Origin of the sequence: Luteibacter aegosomaticola (assembly GCF_023078475.1) — a bacterium.
GTDB classification, from domain to species: Bacteria; Pseudomonadota; Gammaproteobacteria; order Xanthomonadales; family Rhodanobacteraceae; genus Luteibacter; species Luteibacter aegosomaticola.
Genome location: NZ_CP095741.1, coordinates 3759377 through 3775787 on the forward strand (window position 1 = coordinate 3759377; position 16411 = coordinate 3775787).

Consider the following 16411-nt stretch of genomic DNA (forward strand, 5'->3'; position numbering starts at 1 on the left):
GATCGGGCCCTTATTTGCCGAGGTCGAGCGTCTTTTGCATGAGCTGGCGTGCGCTGTTCATGACTTCGACGTTGTTCTGGTAGGAGCGCGACGCGGAGATCATGTTGACCAGCTCGTCGACCGGGTTAACGTTGCTTTGCCACACGTTGCCGTCGGCATCCGCCATGGGATTGGACGGCTCATAGCGCGCCTGGACCGGCGCCTGGCTCTCGGTGATGCCCATGGCGCGGACACCCTCGTTTTCCATCTGCCCGTTGACCATGGCCTGCACCGAGGAAAACATCGGCTGCTTGGCGCGGTAGGCACCCGCTTCGCTGCTGGCCACGCTGTCGGCGTTGGCCATGTTGCTGGCGGTGGTATTGAGACGGGCCGACTGCGCGGCCATGCCGGAGCCGGCGACGTCGAAGATCTTGAGCAGGCTCATCAGCTGCCTCCGGTAATGGCGGTGCGCATCATGTGGATCTGCGCGGTGATAAAGCTCAGCGACGCCTGGTAATGGATGGCGTTGCTGGCGAACTGGGCCTGCTCGATCTGCGTATCCACGGTGTTGCCGTCCATGGACGGCTGCGTGGCCGCGCGGTACGCGAGCTTGTCGGCATCAGCGAGGGCATAGGCGGGGTTGCCGCCGATGTGGCCCGCCTCGGTGGCGGCCATGGGCAGCTGATCACCGTCGGGCACGCCGCTGGCCGCCGTGAGGGCCTTGCGGAAATCCACATCGCGGGCGAGGAAGCCCGGGGTGTCCGCGTTGGCGAGGTTCGACGAGATGATTTCCGCACGGCGCTGCCACAGGCTGAGTGCCTGCGGGTGCATACCGAGCAGCGGATCCGGTTTGTCGATCATGGGCGTGGGCCCCCTCATGGGTTCTGGCCCATGGGCTTCAGCAAGACGCGTGCCACGCCCTGCCCCACAACGCGAAACGGCGCCGTGGCGCCGTTTGCGGGGGATTACGATCGTCGATCAGGGGACTGGTGCCGGTTTTCTGGCGCTACCGGATGACGGTGATTCGACGCCTGGCTGCTGCAGGCAGCCGATCGCGCGCAAGCGCGCTCCTACAACAGCGAGATCACGCTGGGAGGAGCTCGAGGACGGCGTTGGCCAGCACTTCGGGCTGGAACTTGGCGATGAAGCGGTCTGCGCCCACGCGGGCGACCATGGCTTCATTGAACACGCCGCTCAGCGAGCTGTGCAGCAACACGCGCAGGCCCCGCAGCTGGGCGTCTTCACGGATGGCACGGGTGAGCGCATAGCCATCCATCGACGGCATTTCGATATCCGATACCACCAGGTTCACCTGCTCGTGCGCCGGGCCCGTGGCCAGGCTACGCAACATATCGAGGCCTTCGGAGCCATCCTTCGCCACCAGGCACTCGAGATCGAGCTTGCGGAACAGGTCGGCCAGCTGGGTACGGGCAACCAGGGAGTCATCCACCACCATGACGCGGCGCTTGCCGCCGTGGTGGCCGTGGACCGCCTGCTGCAGCTTGTCCGAGATCTCGACCTGCTGCGGGTTGACCGCCGCCAGCACCTGCTCGACATCCACGATGGCCAGCAGATCGCCGTCGAGGCGGGTTACCGCGTTCACACGGGAGCCGTAGCCAAGGGCTGACGGCGGTGCCGCCATCTGGGCGCCATCGACATGCACGATCTTGTCCACGTCGGAGACCAGGAAACCCTGCACGGAGCGGCTGAACTCCGTGACGATGAGGTGGGCCGAATCCACCGTGGCGAGCGGCGGGTAGCCCATCGCGGCGGCCAGGTCGATCACGGGAATGGTCTGGCCGCGGTAATCGAAGCTGCCGGAAACCAGCTCGTGCATGCTCGGCATGCGCTCCAGCCGCGGGCGGCGCAACACTTCGCGCACCTTGAACACGTTGATGCCGAAGGCCTGCTTGTCACCCAGCCGGAACAGCAGCATGGCCACGCGGTTGTGGCCCGCGAGGCGGGTGAAGGTTTCCACGGTATCAAGGAGCGGACGGGCCATGGTGCGCTTGCTGCTTTAGAAGGTGTCTCCCCGGTATCGGCGGCTGTCGCGAGTTCTTTAAACGCCTACAGAGACGAGGAGTGGCACGGGGATTGCTTGGCTCAAGTACCGCCGACTGCGACCGATGTAGTGAGGCGACCCTTATTAACGAGCGTAAGTACGACATGACCCTGCTCTGGAGCCAGCACGTCCGCCTCCTCGCCCACGCCGCCGCCAGTGGCGACGCCGCGCGCGTTCGCGCCCTTTCGGCGCAGTACCCGGCGGCCGCCAGCGCGCTTGGTGCCTTGCTTGCGCCCCCGAAGGCCGAGCCACGCACGGCCGCGGCCACCACCATCCAGGCGATCGAACAGCAGGGCATGGCGCTCACCAGCGCGCATGCGCTCGGCGCCAACCTGATCGAACTGGGTACCGCCGTCGATGCCGGGCGCGATGCCGCCAGCCGTTTGACGGAGGCGAGCGCCGGAATCTCGACAGCGGTTGACCAGGCCCATGCCGGTGTCGCCGCCGTCAGCGACGTGGGCGCCCAGGGCGTCGCCACGTCGGGCGACCTAGACGGCCAGCTCCGCCTGCTGCGCAGCGCGCTGGCCGGCATGAGCCGCAACCATGCCCAGTTCTCCGAATACTTCACCGCCATCCGCAAGCTCACCGCGGCTGTGCAGGACATCGCCCACCAGACCAACCTCGTGGCGCTCAACGCCGCCATCGAAGCCGCCCGCGCGGGTGAGGCAGGTCGCGGTTTCGCCGTGGTGGCCGATGAGGTCAAGCAGCTTGCTGAAAAGACCACGCAGGCCACCGCGGAGATCGACGAAGTAACCCACGCCGTGGGTGAGTTCTCGCACCACCTCGACGACGCCGTGCAGAGCAGCCTGCGCCGCCTCGACACTACCCAGGCTGGCGTGGCGGGCATGCAGACGGCCATGGGCCGCATTGACGACGCCGTACGCGGCGCGCGTGGCAGCCTCGACGCCGCCCGCCAGGGTCTTGGCGCCCTGCAGGGCCGCGTCGCCACCGTGCAGTCCGGCCAGGCCTCACTGGGCCGCGTGGCCAATGAAGTACGCCGGCAGGCCGATGGCGCCGCGCGTGCCACCGTGCTCGCCCACCGCCTTGGCCTGGCGAAACTCGAGACCGAGGGCGCGCTAGACGCCGCCACGCTCAGCCAGATGATCCGCGAAGCCTGCCAGGGCCTGCGCTTTGCCGTGGAACTAGCGGCACGCGACCCGGCAGGGCTGGATCGCCGCTGGCTGGACACCACCCCGCTCATGCGCTGCATCGAACAGCTGCGTATCCGTCGCGCCGATGGCTCGGCCGATGCGGCGCAGGCCGCCGCCGAGCGCTTCAGCGCGCAGGCATCGCTCTACGCGATCACGCTGGGCGAAGGCCGCCATGCCGATGCCAGCCACATGGTCGCCGGCCTGCTGAAGGAACTCGACAACGTGAACCAGGGCCTTTCCGTTGCCCTGGCGGTGCACGCCGCGTGATCCATCGCCCCGCCGCCCTTGCCATCGCTGCCTGCCTGGCCGCCTGCCCGCTTGTCGCGGCGGCGGAACAGTCGCTTGATGCCATGCGCAACGCGGCGGTGGCCTGGCTCGTCCAGAACCGCACCCTTCCGGGTGCCCGCATGGTGGCGGAGGCGGATCCCCTGGACAGCCGCCTGCGCCTCGCGGACTGCCCGGCAGCGCTCGATGTCTCCGTGCCGGGCAACCGGCCGGTCAGCACGCGGGTCAGCGTCGTGGTCCACTGCCCCATCCCGGGCGGCTGGACCGCGCGCATTCCCGTGCGCGTTAAAATGTTCACCAACGTCCTGGTCACCACGCGCCCCCTGGCGCGCGGTGATGGCCTGGGTGCGGGCGATGTCCGCACCGAGGAACGGGACGTCGCCAGCCTGGCCTACGGATACGTGGCCGAGCTGGACCAGGTGGGTGGACGCGCCCTGGCGCGGCCACTCAACGCCGGCACGGTGCTGACACCAGGCATGCTCGCAGGCCGCCAGGCCGTTCGCGTGGGCGATGCCGTCAGCATGGAAGCCAGCGTGGATGGCGTGGTGATCCACGCCGATGGCGTGGCGATGGGTGCCGGTGATACCGGCGCCAGGGTCAAGGTCCGCAATGCGTCATCAGGGAAGATCCTGGACGCTGTCGTCAGCGGACCGGGGTCTGTCGCCGTTCTGCCATGAACGAAACAGGAATCCGGTCACACTTTGCCGGATAGTGCCAGTTAAAGTTTGTGCCCCCAGGGCCGATAAAGGGTTCGAAGGACACATGTTCCGAGGGATACACCCATGACGACGACCATTAAACCGGGCATCCAGCCCCAGCAGCCGCCTGTGCAGCTGCGTACGCAGAGCCAGGCCGCCGGCGGTACCGCCAAGGCCGACAGCGCTTCGGCCGTGCGCACCACCGACGACAGCGTGAAGATCACCGATTCGGCCAAGGCGCTCGACGCCGCCAGCCGCTCGGACGGCATCGACACCAAGCGTGTCGAGGAAATCCGTTCGAAGATCACCGACGGCACCTACAAGCCCGACGCCCAGGCCATCGCCAGCAAGTTCCTGGCCATGGAAACCCAGATGGGTGGCAAGGCATGAATGCCGGCAGCCGCGACTTCGACACCGCGCTGAGCGCCGTGATGGGCGACCTCGCCCGTGAGGTCGACGCGCTGCACGCCTGCCTGATCGACGAGCGCATGGCGCTCGACCAGGCCAATGCCGATGCCCTGCAGAACGCCACGCGTAGCAAGGGCCATCTGCTTGATCGCATCGACCGCCTGGATACCGAGCGCCGCCAGCTCAGCCAGGCCGGCAACATCGACAGCGCCAACGACGCGCGCTGGGCGCCGACGTTCGAGCGCATCCGCGAATGCCGCGGCATCAACGAAACCAATGGCCGCATCGTCAGCCAGCGCATCGGGCATGTCCGCCAGGCCCTTGCCCTGATCTCCGGCGATTCGACCGGTGGCGTCGCCTCCACCTATGGGCCCAGGGGCACCACCCAGGTCAGTTTGCGCTCCGGACTCTTCGCGCAGGCCTGATAACGACGAAGCACCCCTCCCGCCCACCGTTTGGCTTAAGAAGAAAAGCAATGGCAGTGAATCCCCAGGCGGCAGCGGTGAACGATGACGGTATCCTTCCTATCGTTCGCGTTCCCATCCTTGATCGTAAGCAGGCCCTGTTTGCCTACGAGCTACTCTTCCCGCGTCCCGCTGGCGTCGATGTCGACACCGCGGCCACGGCACACACCCAGGCCACGCTCAGCGCCATCGCCGATGGCAGCCTGAAGCGCCTGGTGCGCGACAACCGCGCGTTCCTGCATATGTCACGCGACCTGCTCCTCGAGCATGCGGATATCCTGCGCCATAACGCCCGCCTTGGTGCGAGCATCAGCGCCGACCTGGGCAATGACGAGCAACTGCTGGAAAAGCTGCGTGAGCTTAAGGGCCACGGCTGCCTGCTCATGCTCGAGGATTTCAACCTGCCCGCCGACCCCGCCCACCGCGCGGGTGTGGATGCGCTGTTGCGCATCGTGCAGTTCGCCAAGGTTGCCGTGAACCACCGCCACCCCGTGGCAGCACGTGCGCACATGGATTACGTGCACCAGTTCGGTGTGAAGGTCATCGTCACCGGCATCGATACGCACGAAAGCTTCGCTGACTACGCCGACCAGGACGTTGACGGCTTCCAGGGCAAGTACCTGCTCCGTCCCGAGCGCGTGGATATGCCGCGCCTGACACCGAGCAAGCTGGGTGTGCTGCGCCTGATGGGCGCGCTGCAGGATCCGGACAATGGCCCGGTCGAACTCGGCAAGATCGTCCGCGATGACGCCATCCTCAGCTACAAGCTCCTTGGCTGCGTGAACTCGGCGTATTTCGCCCTGCCCCGCCAGCTGAAATCGGTGGAACAGGCGGCCGTGTTCTTCGGCGTCAACCGCATGCGCAACTGGATCTTTACCATGGCGGTCTCCGGCATGGATGAGCGTCCGCCCGAGCTGCTGCGCCAGGCGCTGATCCGCGCTCACATGTGCGAGAAGCTGGCACGCGCGATCAAGCCCGAGCTCCAGGAAATGGCCTTCACGGCCGGCCTGTTCTCGTTGCTCGATGCGTTGATGAACGTCTCGATGGCCTACGTGCTCGAGCACCTGCCGCTGGCGATCGAAATCCGTGAAGCGCTGCTCGACGGCACGGGTCCGTTCGCATCCATCCTCGATCAAGTACGCCACTGGGAACAGGGCGAACTGGAAACGGATGCGTCGCTGCGCGACCAGCACATCAACCAGATGGCCGCGCTTTACGTGGACGCCACCAGTTGGGCCGACCACGTCTACGCGTTCGCCGACGGAACCGCCACCGCCGAAGCCTGATTTTTGTAGGAGCGCGCAAGCGCGCTCCTACAGATCATTCAGGAAAGTGTTGGCGCGATCAGGTGGATCACCACGTATTGCCAGATCAGCATCAGTGCCATCGCCAGCAACACCAGGACGGTAAGTGCTGCGCCAATACCCCGCCCGGCTGACATGCCGGGGGTAGCCGACAAGCCGAGCGCGTGCGCGACGCGGCCGAGCACCAGCACGATGCCAAAGATATGCAACAACAGTGGCACGGTCTGGTTGAGTTCGAGCACGAGCAAGAGGATGAGCCCGATCGGTACATATTCGATCGCGTTGCCGTGGGCGCGCACGGCACAGGCCAGCTTGCGGTTACCGCCGTCGCCAAGACCGATGCTCGTATTCCGCCGCAAGAGCATGACCCGCACCGCCAGGCCCAGCATCAATAGGGCCAGCAAGGCTGCATAAAGACCAGTGATACGCATGGGAGCTCCTTGCGTCAGTGGGCGGTACGGGTGGTGCGCTGCTGGACGCGCCAGATCGCAAGCCCCGCGCCAAGGACGGCAAACAACAACCATACGCTTGCTGTCATGGCGTCACCCGTCAGCCACATCGCCCCGGCCACGGCAGACACGGCGACGCCGCCGACGCCCAGGGCAAAGAGGATATCGCGACGGAAGCGGCCGCCACACGCGAGCAGGAGCGTGCCAACGATAGCCAGCACGTAGGCAGCACCTCGCACCGCGACGACCGCTCCGGGCGCTTCGGGTAGCGCCGGTAGCACGTCGAGCAGACTGCGCTCCCCGACCTGCACATCGAAGCCTGCCTCACCGGGCCGGGCCGTCTTGCTTGGCACGAGCGTATCGCCCTCGATCTGCGCGAGCACGGTCATATCCTGCAGTGGCACCGCCTCCCAGCTGACGCGCAGATCGCCCAGGCGCGGGTTTGCCGGCTTGCTGCTCGTGACCAGGGCCCCGTTGTACGCAGTGAACGTGGCAGCGAGATTCGAGGGCAACGACTTCTCGTTGACGGGAACATCCACCCGCCCCGGGAAGTCGCGCACGATGTCGGGTGCCAGGCGGAAGTTGCCAAGGCGCACTTCGCCGGCATCGAACTGTCGCCCCTGGACCGGAAACGCACCAGGATTCACGTGGCCCGCCGGCTTGGCGAAACCGGTGGCATCGATCGGGCGATCGACCCAGTCCATTTCATAGTGGGTATTACCGGCGACCGTAATCTCGCGCCACTGGAACATTTCCACGTGGCGGATAAGCACGGGCGACTCGCTGCGCACGTTGAATTCAGCATCCCGCGGCGCGTCGACCACGGTGGGCATGCCGCTGACGCGCGTCGTCGCACCATACTGCCCAGCCGCCGGACGCCCAGCCGAACCCAGGTCAAGCACAGGCGAGCCGTGGCGGGTCAGCGCGGCGCTGTAATCCATCACTCGCCGTTCGTTCCACGCGATAAGCCCTAGCGCACACAGCAGCACCAGGGCTCCCCCTACGCGCGCGCCCAGTGCCAGGCCCAGGCCCTGCGTTGTTTTCTTCGACTTCATCTAACCCCCTGTCAATCCTTAACCGTCCGCGCCTCAGGCTCGCCAGCCTGCCAGCATCTGCTGGGTATCGGCAGCGTAATACCGGCCCTTCTCATCCACGGCCACCGACGCCATCGCGCAATCGTGGTCATGCGTGAAGAACAGCCGTACGCCACGGGCGAGCTTGTCGTCGAGGAAGGCCTTCTTTTCGTCGATCAGTTTTTCTGGCCAGCGGTCGTAACCCATGGTGACCGGCAGATGCACCCAGGCGCGTCCCGGGATGAGATCCGCGCAGAACACCACGCCCCCCACCTCGGCCAGCATGAGCCCCGGCGTATGCCCCTCGGAGAATTCGAAACGGACGGTCGTGCCGAGTGATGAGGGCGTACCCGGCTCGACGAGCTCGAGTCGCCCGCTCTCGTCGAGCAAGCGCATGATGTCGGGGATAAACGATGCGCGGTCCCGTGGATGCGGGTGAGACGCGCGCTCGTAATGTTCGCGCCCGACCAGGAACCGGGCATTCGGAAACAGCAATCGTGCCGCCTGGCCAGCTTCCCACGGCGCCAGCAAGCCACCCGCATGATCGAAATGCAGGTGCGAGAGGACCACCGCGTGGATGTCTTCGTGCGATAGCCCGACCGCCGCCAGCGAATCCAGAAGGACGTGGCGATCTTCCACCACGCCGTAGCGATCGCGCATGGCCGGATCGAAGAAAGCACCGATACCGGTTTCGAAGAGAACGTTGCGCCCATCAGGGAACCGAGCCAGCAGGCAACGACAGGCTAGCGGGATGCGGTTCTGTTCATCCGGCGCGATCCAGCGCGCCCACATCGCCCGAGGAGCGTTGCCGAACATGGCACCGCCATCCAGCTGCTGCGAGTTACCAATGAGTGACCAGAGTTCCATGTGCGTACCTTACTGCACCTTGCCCAGCCCCGACGGCCGGCGCGGATCACTGGCTGCTTCGAGTTTGTTGTCACGATGATCCCACGTCACCACGTTCATGAAACCCCAGGGTGAACGCGGATGCAGCACGTGGCCCATATCGGTAAGCGTCTTCGTCGTGGCGGCATCAAAGGCACCATCTTCCACGTCGACGCGATCGGGCAGGTATTGGTGGTGGTAGCGCTTTTGCGCGGTGATCCCGCTAGCGTCCTTGCCATCGATGAACGCAAGGATGCCTTCGAGGACCTGGGTGATGATGGTCGAGCCGCCCGGCGAGCCAATGATCGCCGTGCGATTGGCGCCAAAAACGAAACTCGGCGACATCGACGACAGCATGCGCTTACCCGGCTCCGGTTTGTTCGCCTCGGCGCCACGCAACCCGAACGCGTTGGGCTGGCCAGGCACCAGGGCGAAATCGTCCATCTCGTCGTTGAGGAACACACCGGTGCCCTGGGCCACGAAGCCCGAACCGAACTCGAGGTTCACCGTAAGCGTGGAAGCCACCATGTTCCCGTCCGCGTCGATCACCGAGAAGTGGGTGGTGTGCATGCCTGGCTCGGTGGCCATGGCAGTCGGGAGCAGATCGGACGGCGTCGCCTTGTCCGGTGAGATCGTCGCGCGCAGGCCATCCGCGTAGTACCGCGAGAGCAACATGTCCAGCGGCATCTTCACGAAATCCGGATCGCCCAGGTATTCGTTGTGGTCGCGGAATGCGCGGCGCATCGCTTCGATGGTGAGATGGGTGGCGTGCGCCACGTCGAGCTTCGTCAGGTCATAGCCGGCGAGGATATTGAGCACTTCCGCGATGGCCACGCCACCGGATGACGGCGGCGGCGCGGTGACGATGCGATAGCCCTTGTAATCCACGCGGAGCGGTTCGCGCTCCTTCACCTGGTAGGCATCGAAATCCGCCTGGGTCCAGTTGCCGCCCTCCTTACGCGAGGCGTCGACGAGCAGCTTTGCCGTCTCACCCTTGTAGAAGCCATCGGCGCCCTTTTCGGCGAGGCGCTGCAGCGTTTTCGCGAGATCAGGCTGTTTTAGCGTCCAACCCTGTGCAGGTACGTTGCCGCCGGGCAGCATGATGGCCGCCGAAGACGGGAAGCGCGAAAGGGTCTTCTGGTTCTCGGCGATCGTGCTGATGAAGCGCGTATCGGGCTGGTAGCCATCGGTGGCGACGCGGATGGCGGGCGCCAGCGACTGGGTGAGCGGCAACTTGCCGTAATGCTTCGCGATCCAGGCGAGGCCAGCCGGTTCGCCCGGGATGCCCGCGGAAAGCGGTCCCTTGGTGGAAACCTCGCGATCCGGCTTGCCGTCCTTGCCGACATACACCTTCATATCGACGGCTTTCGGCGCGGTTTCGCGCGCATCGATGAAGATATCGCGGTTGTTCTTCGCCACGTGAAGCATCGCCATGAAGCCGCCACCGAGCCCCGAGCTTTGCTGCTCGACCACCGCCAGCGTGGACGATACGGCGATGGCGGCATCGAACGCGTTACCGCCCTTCGCCAACACTTCCAGGCCGGCATTCGTCGCCAGGTAGTTCGCACTGGCGATGGCGGCATGGCCAGGACCACGGGTGGCAGGGGCCGGAGATGCGGTTTGCGGACGCTGGTCTGCAATGGCGGCGCCGGAACCGGCGGCGAGGAACAGGCTCGCGGCGAGCACGCGCCACGAAAGGGCATGGACCATGGGGGCCTCACTTAACGGGGAATATCTCGATGGACGAGATTACCCCATCGGGGCACCGAGGTCTTACGAAGCAGCCTTAGCCATGAGGTGCTCGTACTTGCGCATGAGCTGATCCTGGGTCTCGACGTGGTCGGGATCGTGCGGGATGCATTCCACGGGACACACCTCGACACACTGCGGGTTGTCGAAATGGCCCACGCACTCGGTGCACAGGTCGGGATCGATCACGTAGTACTGCTCGCCCAGCGAAATGGCCTTGTTCGGGCACACCGGCTCGCAGACGTCGCAATTGACGCAGGTATCGAGGATCAGGAGGGACATGGCCGGTATTTTAGCTGAAAAAAAGGGCGCTCCGGAGAGCGCCCTTTCCTGTACCAGCGGTTTCCCGCGGTATTACATGGCCACGAAGCGGTAGGTCGCGCCGGTCGGGGCCAGGGCATCGCCCACGCGTTGCTGATCGGCCTGGTCGCCGATGAACAGGATAATCACGTTCTTAAACGAACCGGCGTTGGCACCCTTGAACGCCTCGACCATCAGGTCGGCGGTCTTGGCCGACTCGGGGCCACCGAACACGAGCATGTTGCCCGGGGTGACGCCGCGGGCGACCGTGCCCTGCACGTTCTCGAGCTGGCGCTGGCGGCCGTCCTGGCCGGCCTGGTCATCGCCCGCCGGCACGAAGTACGGGAACGGACGGTCGGCGGTCATGCCCTGCATGTTCTTGCGCACGATCTGGCCGAAATACTGGCTCCAGGCCTTGGTATCGGTCGCATTGGTCGGCTTGGCAACAGCCGCTTCCTGCTGCGTTGCAGCCTGATCGGTATCTTCGGACTTGTTGCAGGCCGACAGGGCAAGGGCGGCGGTCAGGGCCACGGACGCGGCGAGGACGAACTTACGCATGATGATCACCTTTGTTTTCAAGAGTTGCGCCAGCGCTGGCGCATGGCCTGCTGCACCGCCGGATGCACGAAGCCGGAAATATCGCCACCCAGGCGACCGATTTCACGCACGAGCGACGAAGAGATGAAGCTGTACTGTTCCGCGGGCGTCAGGAACAGCGTCTCAACCCCGGGGATGAGATGGCGGTTCATGCTGGCCAGCTGGAATTCGTACTCAAAATCCGACACGGCACGCAGGCCGCGCAGGATGACGCCCGCGCCGATCTCAGTCACGAAATCGGCGAGGAGGCAATCGAAGCCGCGGACTTCCACGTTCGGCAGGTCGGCCAATGCCAGCCGGGCCAGCGCGATGCGCTCGCCCAGGCTGAAGCCAGGCCCCTTGTTACGGCTCTCGGCCACGGCGACCACGATGCGGTCGAACAGGGGCGCGGCGCGCGAAACGAGGTCGGCATGGCCGTTCGTAATCGGGTCGAAGGTACCCGGGTAAACGGCAAGGCGCGGGTTGACCAGCGGAGGAGTCATGGAAGGACGGGTCGGGGAAAACGCGGGCTAGCTTAGCGGATCATCCGGGGTGCGGCGATAGAGGGTGTAAGCAACCTCCCCCGCCAGCCCGGAACGGTGGACCTGCCAGGCGTCAGGGACAGCCAGGTGGCTTCCCTTCGGCGCTTCCACGTAGATCCACGCGGACGGCGCCAGCCAGCCGTGCGCCTCGAGGGCGGAGGCGGCGCTTTCCCACAGGTTGTCGGCAAACGGGGGATCCATGAACACGACGTCGAACGGCTTCCCGCCGGCCTTCAGCCAGCGTGCCGCGTCGTCGCCGACCACGGCGGCCTGGACCTTCAGGCGGGCGAGGTTAGCCTTCAGGGCGGCGGACAGCTTCGCATCGCGCTCCACGAAGGTGACCAGGGCCGCCCCGCGGGAGAGCGCCTCAAGCCCCAGCGCCCCGGTACCTGCGTAAAGATCGAGGCAGCGCGAGCCCTCGATGACCGGCTGGAGCCAGTTGAAGAGCGTTTCGCGCACGCGATCAGGCGTGGGGCGCAGCCCCGGGGCTTCGGGGACCTCGACCCGCGAGTTACGCAGGGAGCCGCCGATGATGCGGATACGGCCGAGGGCGTTCATCGCTCAGCGGCCAGAGGGGGCGGGAGTGTTAGCATTTGTCTATTGTCATCGAATCCCCCGCGCAATGCTCAAGTTCTGGAAGAAGAAGCCCGCCGACCCCGCCGCAACGCCCGCCGACGAGCGCGCTGAGCCGGCCGCGAATCCCGTGGCCTTCGATAGCACGCCCGCCATGGCCGAGGCCCTTGCCGAAACCGTGGCACCGGAGCCTTCCGCGCCTGAGGTCGAGGCAGAGGTGGAAGACGCGGCCATTGCCGCTGAGGCGCAGCAGGTCCTGGCGGAAACGGCCCAGCCCCCCGCCCGCCGTAGCTGGCGTGAGCGTCTTTCGGGCAGCGGTTTCGCCAAGAGCCTGACCTCGCTTTTCGCACGCAACGCACGCCTCGACGACGACCTTCTGGACGAGCTCGAAACGACGCTCATCACCGCTGACGTCGGCGTCGAGGCCAGCACGAAGCTTGTCGAAGCCCTGCGCAAGCGCATGCACAAACGTGAATTCGCGGATGCATCGGGGCTGCTGAAGGCCCTTCGCGAGGAATTGGTCGCCCTGCTCAAGCCGGTGGAGAAGCCGCTCGACGTGGGTGCCCACGCACCGTTCGTAATCCTCACCGTCGGCATCAATGGCGTGGGCAAGACCACCACCATCGGTAAGCTGGCGCGTCGTTATAGCGACGAAGGCCGCGCCGTCATGCTTGCCGCGGGCGATACCTTCCGCGCAGCAGCCGTCCAGCAGCTGATGACCTGGGGTGAGCGCAACAAGGTGCCCGTGGTGTCACAGGGCCAGGATGCGGATGCCGCCAGCGTCATTTTCGATGCGCTGCAGGCCGCCCGTTCGCGTGGCACCAAGGTGCTTATCGCCGATACCGCCGGCCGCCTGCATACCCAGGGCGGCCTGATGGACGAGCTGGGCAAGATTGTCCGGGTCATGAAGAAGCTGGATACCGGCGCGCCGCACGAGGTGCTCATGGTCATCGATGGCACCACCGGCCAGAACGCGATCAGCCAGGTCCGCCAGTTCCGGGACACGGCCGGCGTCACCGGCCTTGTCGTGACCAAGCTGGACGGAACGGCCAAGGGCGGCGTGATGTTCGCTCTCGCTCGCGAGTTTGGGCTGCCCATCCGCTACGTGGGCCTTGGCGAAACCGCCACCGACCTGCGCGTATTCGAAGCCGAGGCTTTTGTCGACGGCCTGCTGCCCGCCTCGCTCGGCGGCTGACGGCACGCGGCCGCCGGCACGATGAATCGACTGCGGACATTCCTGCTGGCGGCGGGCGGTTTCCTGGCCGCATTGGTCATCGCGGCCATCATCGCCACGTACGTGGTGCTCCAGCCGGACCGGTTCACCTCGCTTCTGCAAGCCCGGGCAAATGCCGTGGGGCTGTCGCTCACGCTCGCGAGCCCCGCCACCCCGACCCTATGGCCGAAGCCCGCCCTGGAACTGGATGGCGTCACCGTGCGTGGTCCGACGGGCGGCACGCCGCTGATCGTGGCGTCACGCGGCAAACTCGTCCTGCCCTGGCGCACGCTGATGGGCCGCGACACGAGCATCTCCCGGCTCGAAGTGGAAGGCGCACGCATCGATATCGATGCGGTATCGACATACCTCGACACGCTGCCTAAGCGCGCAAGCACGGCCGGCGCCACCCTGCCGACGATCGACGCTGGCTTCCGGATCACCCGCGGCACCTTGTTGCGCGGTAATCGCCTCGTGCTCTCCGACGTGGAAGCCGATGCCGGCCGTCTCGCCAGTGGGCGGCGCTTCAACGTATCGCTCGCGGCGAGCACCGCCGATGGCCAGCCGTACCAGCTCGTGCTGGCTACCTTGCCGACGCTGCACGACGGCGTGCTCACACTCGGTGACGTCACGCTCGACGCGTCATCGCGCACACATTTCGATACGCGCCTCAACGGCGCGGCAACGTGGCGTGGCGGCGCGGATGTAGGCGCCTCCCTCACCGGGACGCTTACCCGGCCGAACGCCCCGCCTTACGCCATGAAGCTCGACGTGACACCCGCAAACCAGGAAGACCCGCTGTACGTAGCCCTTAAGCTCGACGGCGATGCCGGCCACGCCGACCTGCGCGTGCCGCCCATTGCCCTGGCCGACTGGTGGTCTGCCATGCAGGCTGGCGGGGCACCGGCACTTCCTCCCGTGCTGGGGAGCGCGGACGTGCAGACCATCGACGCCGGTAGCCTTCAGATCCAGGGCCTGCGCGTTCGCGCTACGCCGAACGTACCTGTCCCTGCCTCGTCCACTGGCGCGGCCGGTGGCACGCTGTGAATCGTTTCGCCGAAGAACTGCTCCGCTGGTTTGATCACCACGGACGCAAGGACTTGCCCTGGCAGCACCCGCGCGATGCGTATCGGGTGTGGCTCTCGGAGATCATGCTCCAGCAGACCCAGGTCGTTACCGTCATTGGCTATTTCCAGCGCTTTGTCGAGCGCTTGCCCACGTTGCGGGACCTTGCCACCGCGGATGAGGACACCGTCCTCGCGCTATGGTCTGGCCTGGGGTATTACCGCCGCGCACGGTTCCTCCATCGCGCCGCGCAGCTTTGCGTCGAGCAGCATGGTGGTGAACTGCCCCGTGAGCTGAATGCCTTGATGGCGTTACCGGGCATCGGCCGATCTACAGCCGGCGCGATCCTCGCCCAGGCCTATGGGCTTCGCTTCCCGATCCTCGATGGCAACGTCAAGCGCGTCCTCACGCGCTATCACGGCATTGCCGGATTCCCGGGCGAGAGCGCGATTGAGAAGCGCCTTTGGGTCCACGCTGATGAACACACCCCGGCGACACGTACCGCGGACTACACGCAGGCCATCATGGATCTGGGTGCGACGGTCTGTGTACGCAGCAAGCCCGCTTGCCTGCTTTGCCCGCAGGCAGCGACCTGCGTGGCCCACCGCGATGGTCTCGTAGCTGTGTTGCCAACGGCAAAGCCCGGCAAGAAGATCCCAACGCGATCGGTGGCCATGCTGTTGCTACGCGATGCGAGTGGGCGCGTCCTGCTCGAACGCCGCGGGGCTACCGGCGTCTGGTCTGGACTGTGGAGTCTTCCAGAAGCCGTGGATGCCGATAGCGCGCCGAAGGCCGCGGCAGCCATCGCGCGCGTGGGTGCGCCCGATCCCCTGCCCGCCTTTACCCATGTGTTCAGCCATTACCGGCTGGACGTTTCCCCCATCCTGTTCGACCATGCCGCCCCTCGCGCACGCGTGGCCGAAGGCACCCAAAGGCGCTGGTGCGCGCCTGCCGATCTGGCCGACCTGGGCTTGCCGGCCCCCGTGCGCACCCTGCTCGACAATCTCCCGGAGATATCCCCATGAGCCACATGGTTCACTGCGTAAAGCTCGGCCGTGATGCCGAAGGCCTCGATTTCGCCCCGTGGCCGGGCGAGCTTGGCAAGCGCATCTACGACAACGTGTCGAAGGAAGCCTGGGCCCAGTGGCTCGCGCATCAGACCATGCTGATCAATGAGATGCGCCTTTCGCCGCTGGACCCGAAGACCCGCACTTTTCTCTCGGGCGAAATGGAGAAGTATTTCTTTGGCGGCGATGTCACCCAACCCGCCGGCTACGTGCCGCCGGATGAAAAGGCTTGACGCCGGGCCCACTACCCGATTTAATACGCGGCTCCACACGCCGCAACGGATACTGCAGGCACTAGTGGCTCGGTAGCTCAGTTGGTAGAGCAGGGGATTGAAAATCCCCGTGTCGGCGGTTCGATTCCGTCCCGAGCCACCATTTCTTTTGAAAGCCCGCTCCTTGAGCGGGCTTTTTCTTTTCTACGGCCCCCCTAACCTTGGCCGCCGCGGTCGCCCACCCCAAATGCGGTAAACCACCACACCGCTGACTGCGGGTGGCTTACACGCAACTCGGTGAATGCCTACATACCTAAACCCGTCAACGTGGCATCGTGCTGCCTCATCGAAAAGAC

General features: G+C 65.7%; 20 protein-coding genes and 1 tRNA gene. 10 read left to right on the forward strand and 11 right to left on the reverse strand.

What is annotated here, in order from left to right; genetic code table 11:
- Nucleotides 1-10 precede the first annotated feature (10 nt).
- From flgC to L2Y96_RS16740, 3 genes are all read right to left on the reverse strand, one after another.
- Nucleotides 11-424 (reverse strand): flagellar basal body rod protein FlgC, encoded by a 414-nt coding sequence (gene flgC / locus L2Y96_RS16730; RefSeq protein WP_247328420.1) that lies wholly within the window; start codon nucleotides 422-424, stop codon nucleotides 11-13.
- Nucleotides 424-840: a flagellar basal body rod protein FlgB gene (gene flgB, locus L2Y96_RS16735; protein ID WP_247328423.1), complete on the reverse strand. Its 417-nt coding sequence runs from the start codon at nucleotides 838-840 to the stop codon at nucleotides 424-426. Before flgB ends, flgC begins: the two co-directional genes overlap by 1 nt.
- A 223-nt stretch (nucleotides 841-1063) precedes the next feature.
- Nucleotides 1064-1981 carry a chemotaxis protein gene (locus tag L2Y96_RS16740; RefSeq protein ID WP_247328426.1) on the reverse strand — a complete coding sequence of 306 codons (918 nt, stop codon included), beginning with the start codon at nucleotides 1979-1981 and terminating at the stop codon, nucleotides 1064-1066.
- Between the two features lie 164 nt (nucleotides 1982-2145).
- Here L2Y96_RS16740 and L2Y96_RS16745 point away from each other — a divergent pair, with 164 nt between their 5' ends.
- The 5 genes from L2Y96_RS16745 to L2Y96_RS16765 all read left to right on the forward strand — a co-directional run bounded on the left by L2Y96_RS16745 (nucleotide 2146) and on the right by L2Y96_RS16765 (nucleotide 6333).
- The gene (locus L2Y96_RS16745; protein WP_283248848.1) at nucleotides 2146-3459 is read left to right on the forward strand and encodes a methyl-accepting chemotaxis protein; all 1314 of its coding nucleotides are present in this window, start codon (nucleotides 2146-2148) and stop codon (nucleotides 3457-3459) included.
- Nucleotides 3456-4154, forward strand: coding sequence for a flagellar basal body P-ring formation chaperone FlgA (flgA, locus tag L2Y96_RS16750; RefSeq protein ID WP_247328428.1), 699 nt, complete (start codon nucleotides 3456-3458; stop codon nucleotides 4152-4154). The genes L2Y96_RS16745 and flgA overlap by 4 nt, the downstream gene beginning before the upstream one ends.
- Nucleotides 4155-4259: 105 nt before the next feature.
- Nucleotides 4260-4565, forward strand: a complete 306-nt coding sequence (gene flgM / locus L2Y96_RS16755) for a flagellar biosynthesis anti-sigma factor FlgM (protein WP_247328431.1) — start codon at nucleotides 4260-4262, stop codon at nucleotides 4563-4565.
- Entirely contained in the window at nucleotides 4562-5008 is a 447-nt protein-coding gene (locus tag L2Y96_RS16760) for a flagella synthesis protein FlgN (RefSeq protein ID WP_247328433.1), read from the forward strand. The genes flgM and L2Y96_RS16760 overlap by 4 nt, the downstream gene beginning before the upstream one ends.
- A 50-nt stretch (nucleotides 5009-5058) precedes the next feature.
- Complete coding sequence (locus tag L2Y96_RS16765) at nucleotides 5059-6333, forward strand: EAL and HDOD domain-containing protein (RefSeq protein ID WP_247328437.1); 1275 nt, start codon at nucleotides 5059-5061, stop codon at nucleotides 6331-6333.
- A 38-nt stretch (nucleotides 6334-6371) separates the two neighbouring features.
- Here the strand turns inward: L2Y96_RS16765 and L2Y96_RS16770 are convergent, their stop codons facing one another.
- From L2Y96_RS16770 to rsmD, 8 genes are all read right to left on the reverse strand, one after another.
- On the reverse strand, nucleotides 6372-6782 hold the full coding sequence (locus L2Y96_RS16770; RefSeq protein WP_247328439.1) for an MAPEG family protein: 411 nt from the start codon (nucleotides 6780-6782) through the stop codon (nucleotides 6372-6374).
- A gap of 14 nt (nucleotides 6783-6796) precedes the next feature.
- Entirely contained in the window at nucleotides 6797-7855 is a 1059-nt protein-coding gene (locus L2Y96_RS16775; protein WP_247328442.1) for a TMEM43 family protein, read from the reverse strand.
- Nucleotides 7856-7888: 33 nt separating this feature from the next.
- On the reverse strand, nucleotides 7889-8740 hold the full coding sequence (locus tag L2Y96_RS16780; RefSeq protein ID WP_247328443.1) for an MBL fold metallo-hydrolase: 852 nt from the start codon (nucleotides 8738-8740) through the stop codon (nucleotides 7889-7891).
- Between the two features lie 9 nt (nucleotides 8741-8749).
- The gene (ggt, locus tag L2Y96_RS16785; RefSeq protein WP_247328445.1) at nucleotides 8750-10468 is read right to left on the reverse strand and encodes a gamma-glutamyltransferase; all 1719 of its coding nucleotides are present in this window, start codon (nucleotides 10466-10468) and stop codon (nucleotides 8750-8752) included.
- 63 nt (nucleotides 10469-10531) lie between these two features.
- Nucleotides 10532-10789, reverse strand: a complete 258-nt coding sequence (locus tag L2Y96_RS16790) for a YfhL family 4Fe-4S dicluster ferredoxin (RefSeq protein ID WP_247328447.1) — start codon at nucleotides 10787-10789, stop codon at nucleotides 10532-10534.
- A 72-nt stretch (nucleotides 10790-10861) separates the two neighbouring features.
- Complete coding sequence (locus tag L2Y96_RS16795) at nucleotides 10862-11365, reverse strand: hypothetical protein (RefSeq protein ID WP_247328449.1); 504 nt, start codon at nucleotides 11363-11365, stop codon at nucleotides 10862-10864.
- 17 nt (nucleotides 11366-11382) lie between these two features.
- Nucleotides 11383-11886 carry a pantetheine-phosphate adenylyltransferase gene (gene coaD, locus L2Y96_RS16800; RefSeq protein ID WP_247328450.1) on the reverse strand — a complete coding sequence of 168 codons (504 nt, stop codon included), beginning with the start codon at nucleotides 11884-11886 and terminating at the stop codon, nucleotides 11383-11385.
- A gap of 27 nt (nucleotides 11887-11913) precedes the next feature.
- A complete protein-coding gene (gene rsmD / locus L2Y96_RS16805) occupies nucleotides 11914-12483 on the reverse strand; it encodes a 16S rRNA (guanine(966)-N(2))-methyltransferase RsmD (protein WP_247328452.1) in 570 nt (189 codons plus the stop codon).
- A 64-nt stretch (nucleotides 12484-12547) separates the two neighbouring features.
- Here rsmD and ftsY point away from each other — a divergent pair, with 64 nt between their 5' ends.
- The 5 genes from ftsY to L2Y96_RS16830 all read left to right on the forward strand — a co-directional run bounded on the left by ftsY (nucleotide 12548) and on the right by L2Y96_RS16830 (nucleotide 16218).
- Nucleotides 12548-13693: a signal recognition particle-docking protein FtsY gene (ftsY, locus tag L2Y96_RS16810; RefSeq protein ID WP_247328454.1), complete on the forward strand. Its 1146-nt coding sequence runs from the start codon at nucleotides 12548-12550 to the stop codon at nucleotides 13691-13693.
- Between the two features lie 21 nt (nucleotides 13694-13714).
- Entirely contained in the window at nucleotides 13715-14758 is a 1044-nt protein-coding gene (locus L2Y96_RS16815; RefSeq protein WP_247328456.1) for an AsmA family protein, read from the forward strand.
- The gene (mutY, locus tag L2Y96_RS16820) at nucleotides 14755-15801 is read left to right on the forward strand and encodes an A/G-specific adenine glycosylase (RefSeq protein ID WP_247328458.1); all 1047 of its coding nucleotides are present in this window, start codon (nucleotides 14755-14757) and stop codon (nucleotides 15799-15801) included. Before L2Y96_RS16815 ends, mutY begins: the two co-directional genes overlap by 4 nt.
- Entirely contained in the window at nucleotides 15798-16076 is a 279-nt protein-coding gene (locus L2Y96_RS16825; protein ID WP_247328461.1) for an oxidative damage protection protein, read from the forward strand. Before mutY ends, L2Y96_RS16825 begins: the two co-directional genes overlap by 4 nt.
- A 66-nt stretch (nucleotides 16077-16142) precedes the next feature.
- Nucleotides 16143-16218, forward strand: a tRNA-Phe gene (locus tag L2Y96_RS16830).
- The last annotated feature ends 193 nt before the right edge of the window (nucleotides 16219-16411 follow it).

Coding starts and splice junctions, on each gene's coding strand:
- flgC (WP_247328420.1), bottom strand. CDS start 424: ATGAGCCTGCTCAAGATCTTCGACGTCGCCGGCTCCGGCATGGCCGCG.
- flgB (WP_247328423.1), bottom strand. CDS start 840: ATGATCGACAAACCGGATCCGCTGCTCGGTATGCACCCGCAGGCACTC.
- L2Y96_RS16740 (WP_247328426.1), bottom strand. CDS start 1,981: ATGGCCCGTCCGCTCCTTGATACCGTGGAAACCTTCACCCGCCTCGCG.
- L2Y96_RS16745 (WP_283248848.1), top strand. CDS start 2,146: ATGACCCTGCTCTGGAGCCAGCACGTCCGCCTCCTCGCCCACGCCGCC.
- flgM (WP_247328431.1), top strand. CDS start 4,260: ATGACGACGACCATTAAACCGGGCATCCAGCCCCAGCAGCCGCCTGTG.
- L2Y96_RS16760 (WP_247328433.1), top strand. CDS start 4,562: ATGAATGCCGGCAGCCGCGACTTCGACACCGCGCTGAGCGCCGTGATG.
- L2Y96_RS16765 (WP_247328437.1), top strand. CDS start 5,059: ATGGCAGTGAATCCCCAGGCGGCAGCGGTGAACGATGACGGTATCCTT.
- L2Y96_RS16770 (WP_247328439.1), bottom strand. CDS start 6,782: ATGCGTATCACTGGTCTTTATGCAGCCTTGCTGGCCCTATTGATGCTG.
- L2Y96_RS16775 (WP_247328442.1), bottom strand. CDS start 7,855: ATGAAGTCGAAGAAAACAACGCAGGGCCTGGGCCTGGCACTGGGCGCG.
- L2Y96_RS16780 (WP_247328443.1), bottom strand. CDS start 8,740: ATGGAACTCTGGTCACTCATTGGTAACTCGCAGCAGCTGGATGGCGGT.
- ggt (WP_247328445.1), bottom strand. CDS start 10,468: ATGGTCCATGCCCTTTCGTGGCGCGTGCTCGCCGCGAGCCTGTTCCTC.
- L2Y96_RS16790 (WP_247328447.1), bottom strand. CDS start 10,789: ATGTCCCTCCTGATCCTCGATACCTGCGTCAATTGCGACGTCTGCGAG.
- L2Y96_RS16795 (WP_247328449.1), bottom strand. CDS start 11,365: ATGCGTAAGTTCGTCCTCGCCGCGTCCGTGGCCCTGACCGCCGCCCTT.
- coaD (WP_247328450.1), bottom strand. CDS start 11,886: ATGACTCCTCCGCTGGTCAACCCGCGCCTTGCCGTTTACCCGGGTACC.
- rsmD (WP_247328452.1), bottom strand. CDS start 12,483: ATGAACGCCCTCGGCCGTATCCGCATCATCGGCGGCTCCCTGCGTAAC.
- ftsY (WP_247328454.1), top strand. CDS start 12,548: ATGCTCAAGTTCTGGAAGAAGAAGCCCGCCGACCCCGCCGCAACGCCC.
- L2Y96_RS16815 (WP_247328456.1), top strand. CDS start 13,715: ATGAATCGACTGCGGACATTCCTGCTGGCGGCGGGCGGTTTCCTGGCC.
- L2Y96_RS16825 (WP_247328461.1), top strand. CDS start 15,798: ATGAGCCACATGGTTCACTGCGTAAAGCTCGGCCGTGATGCCGAAGGC.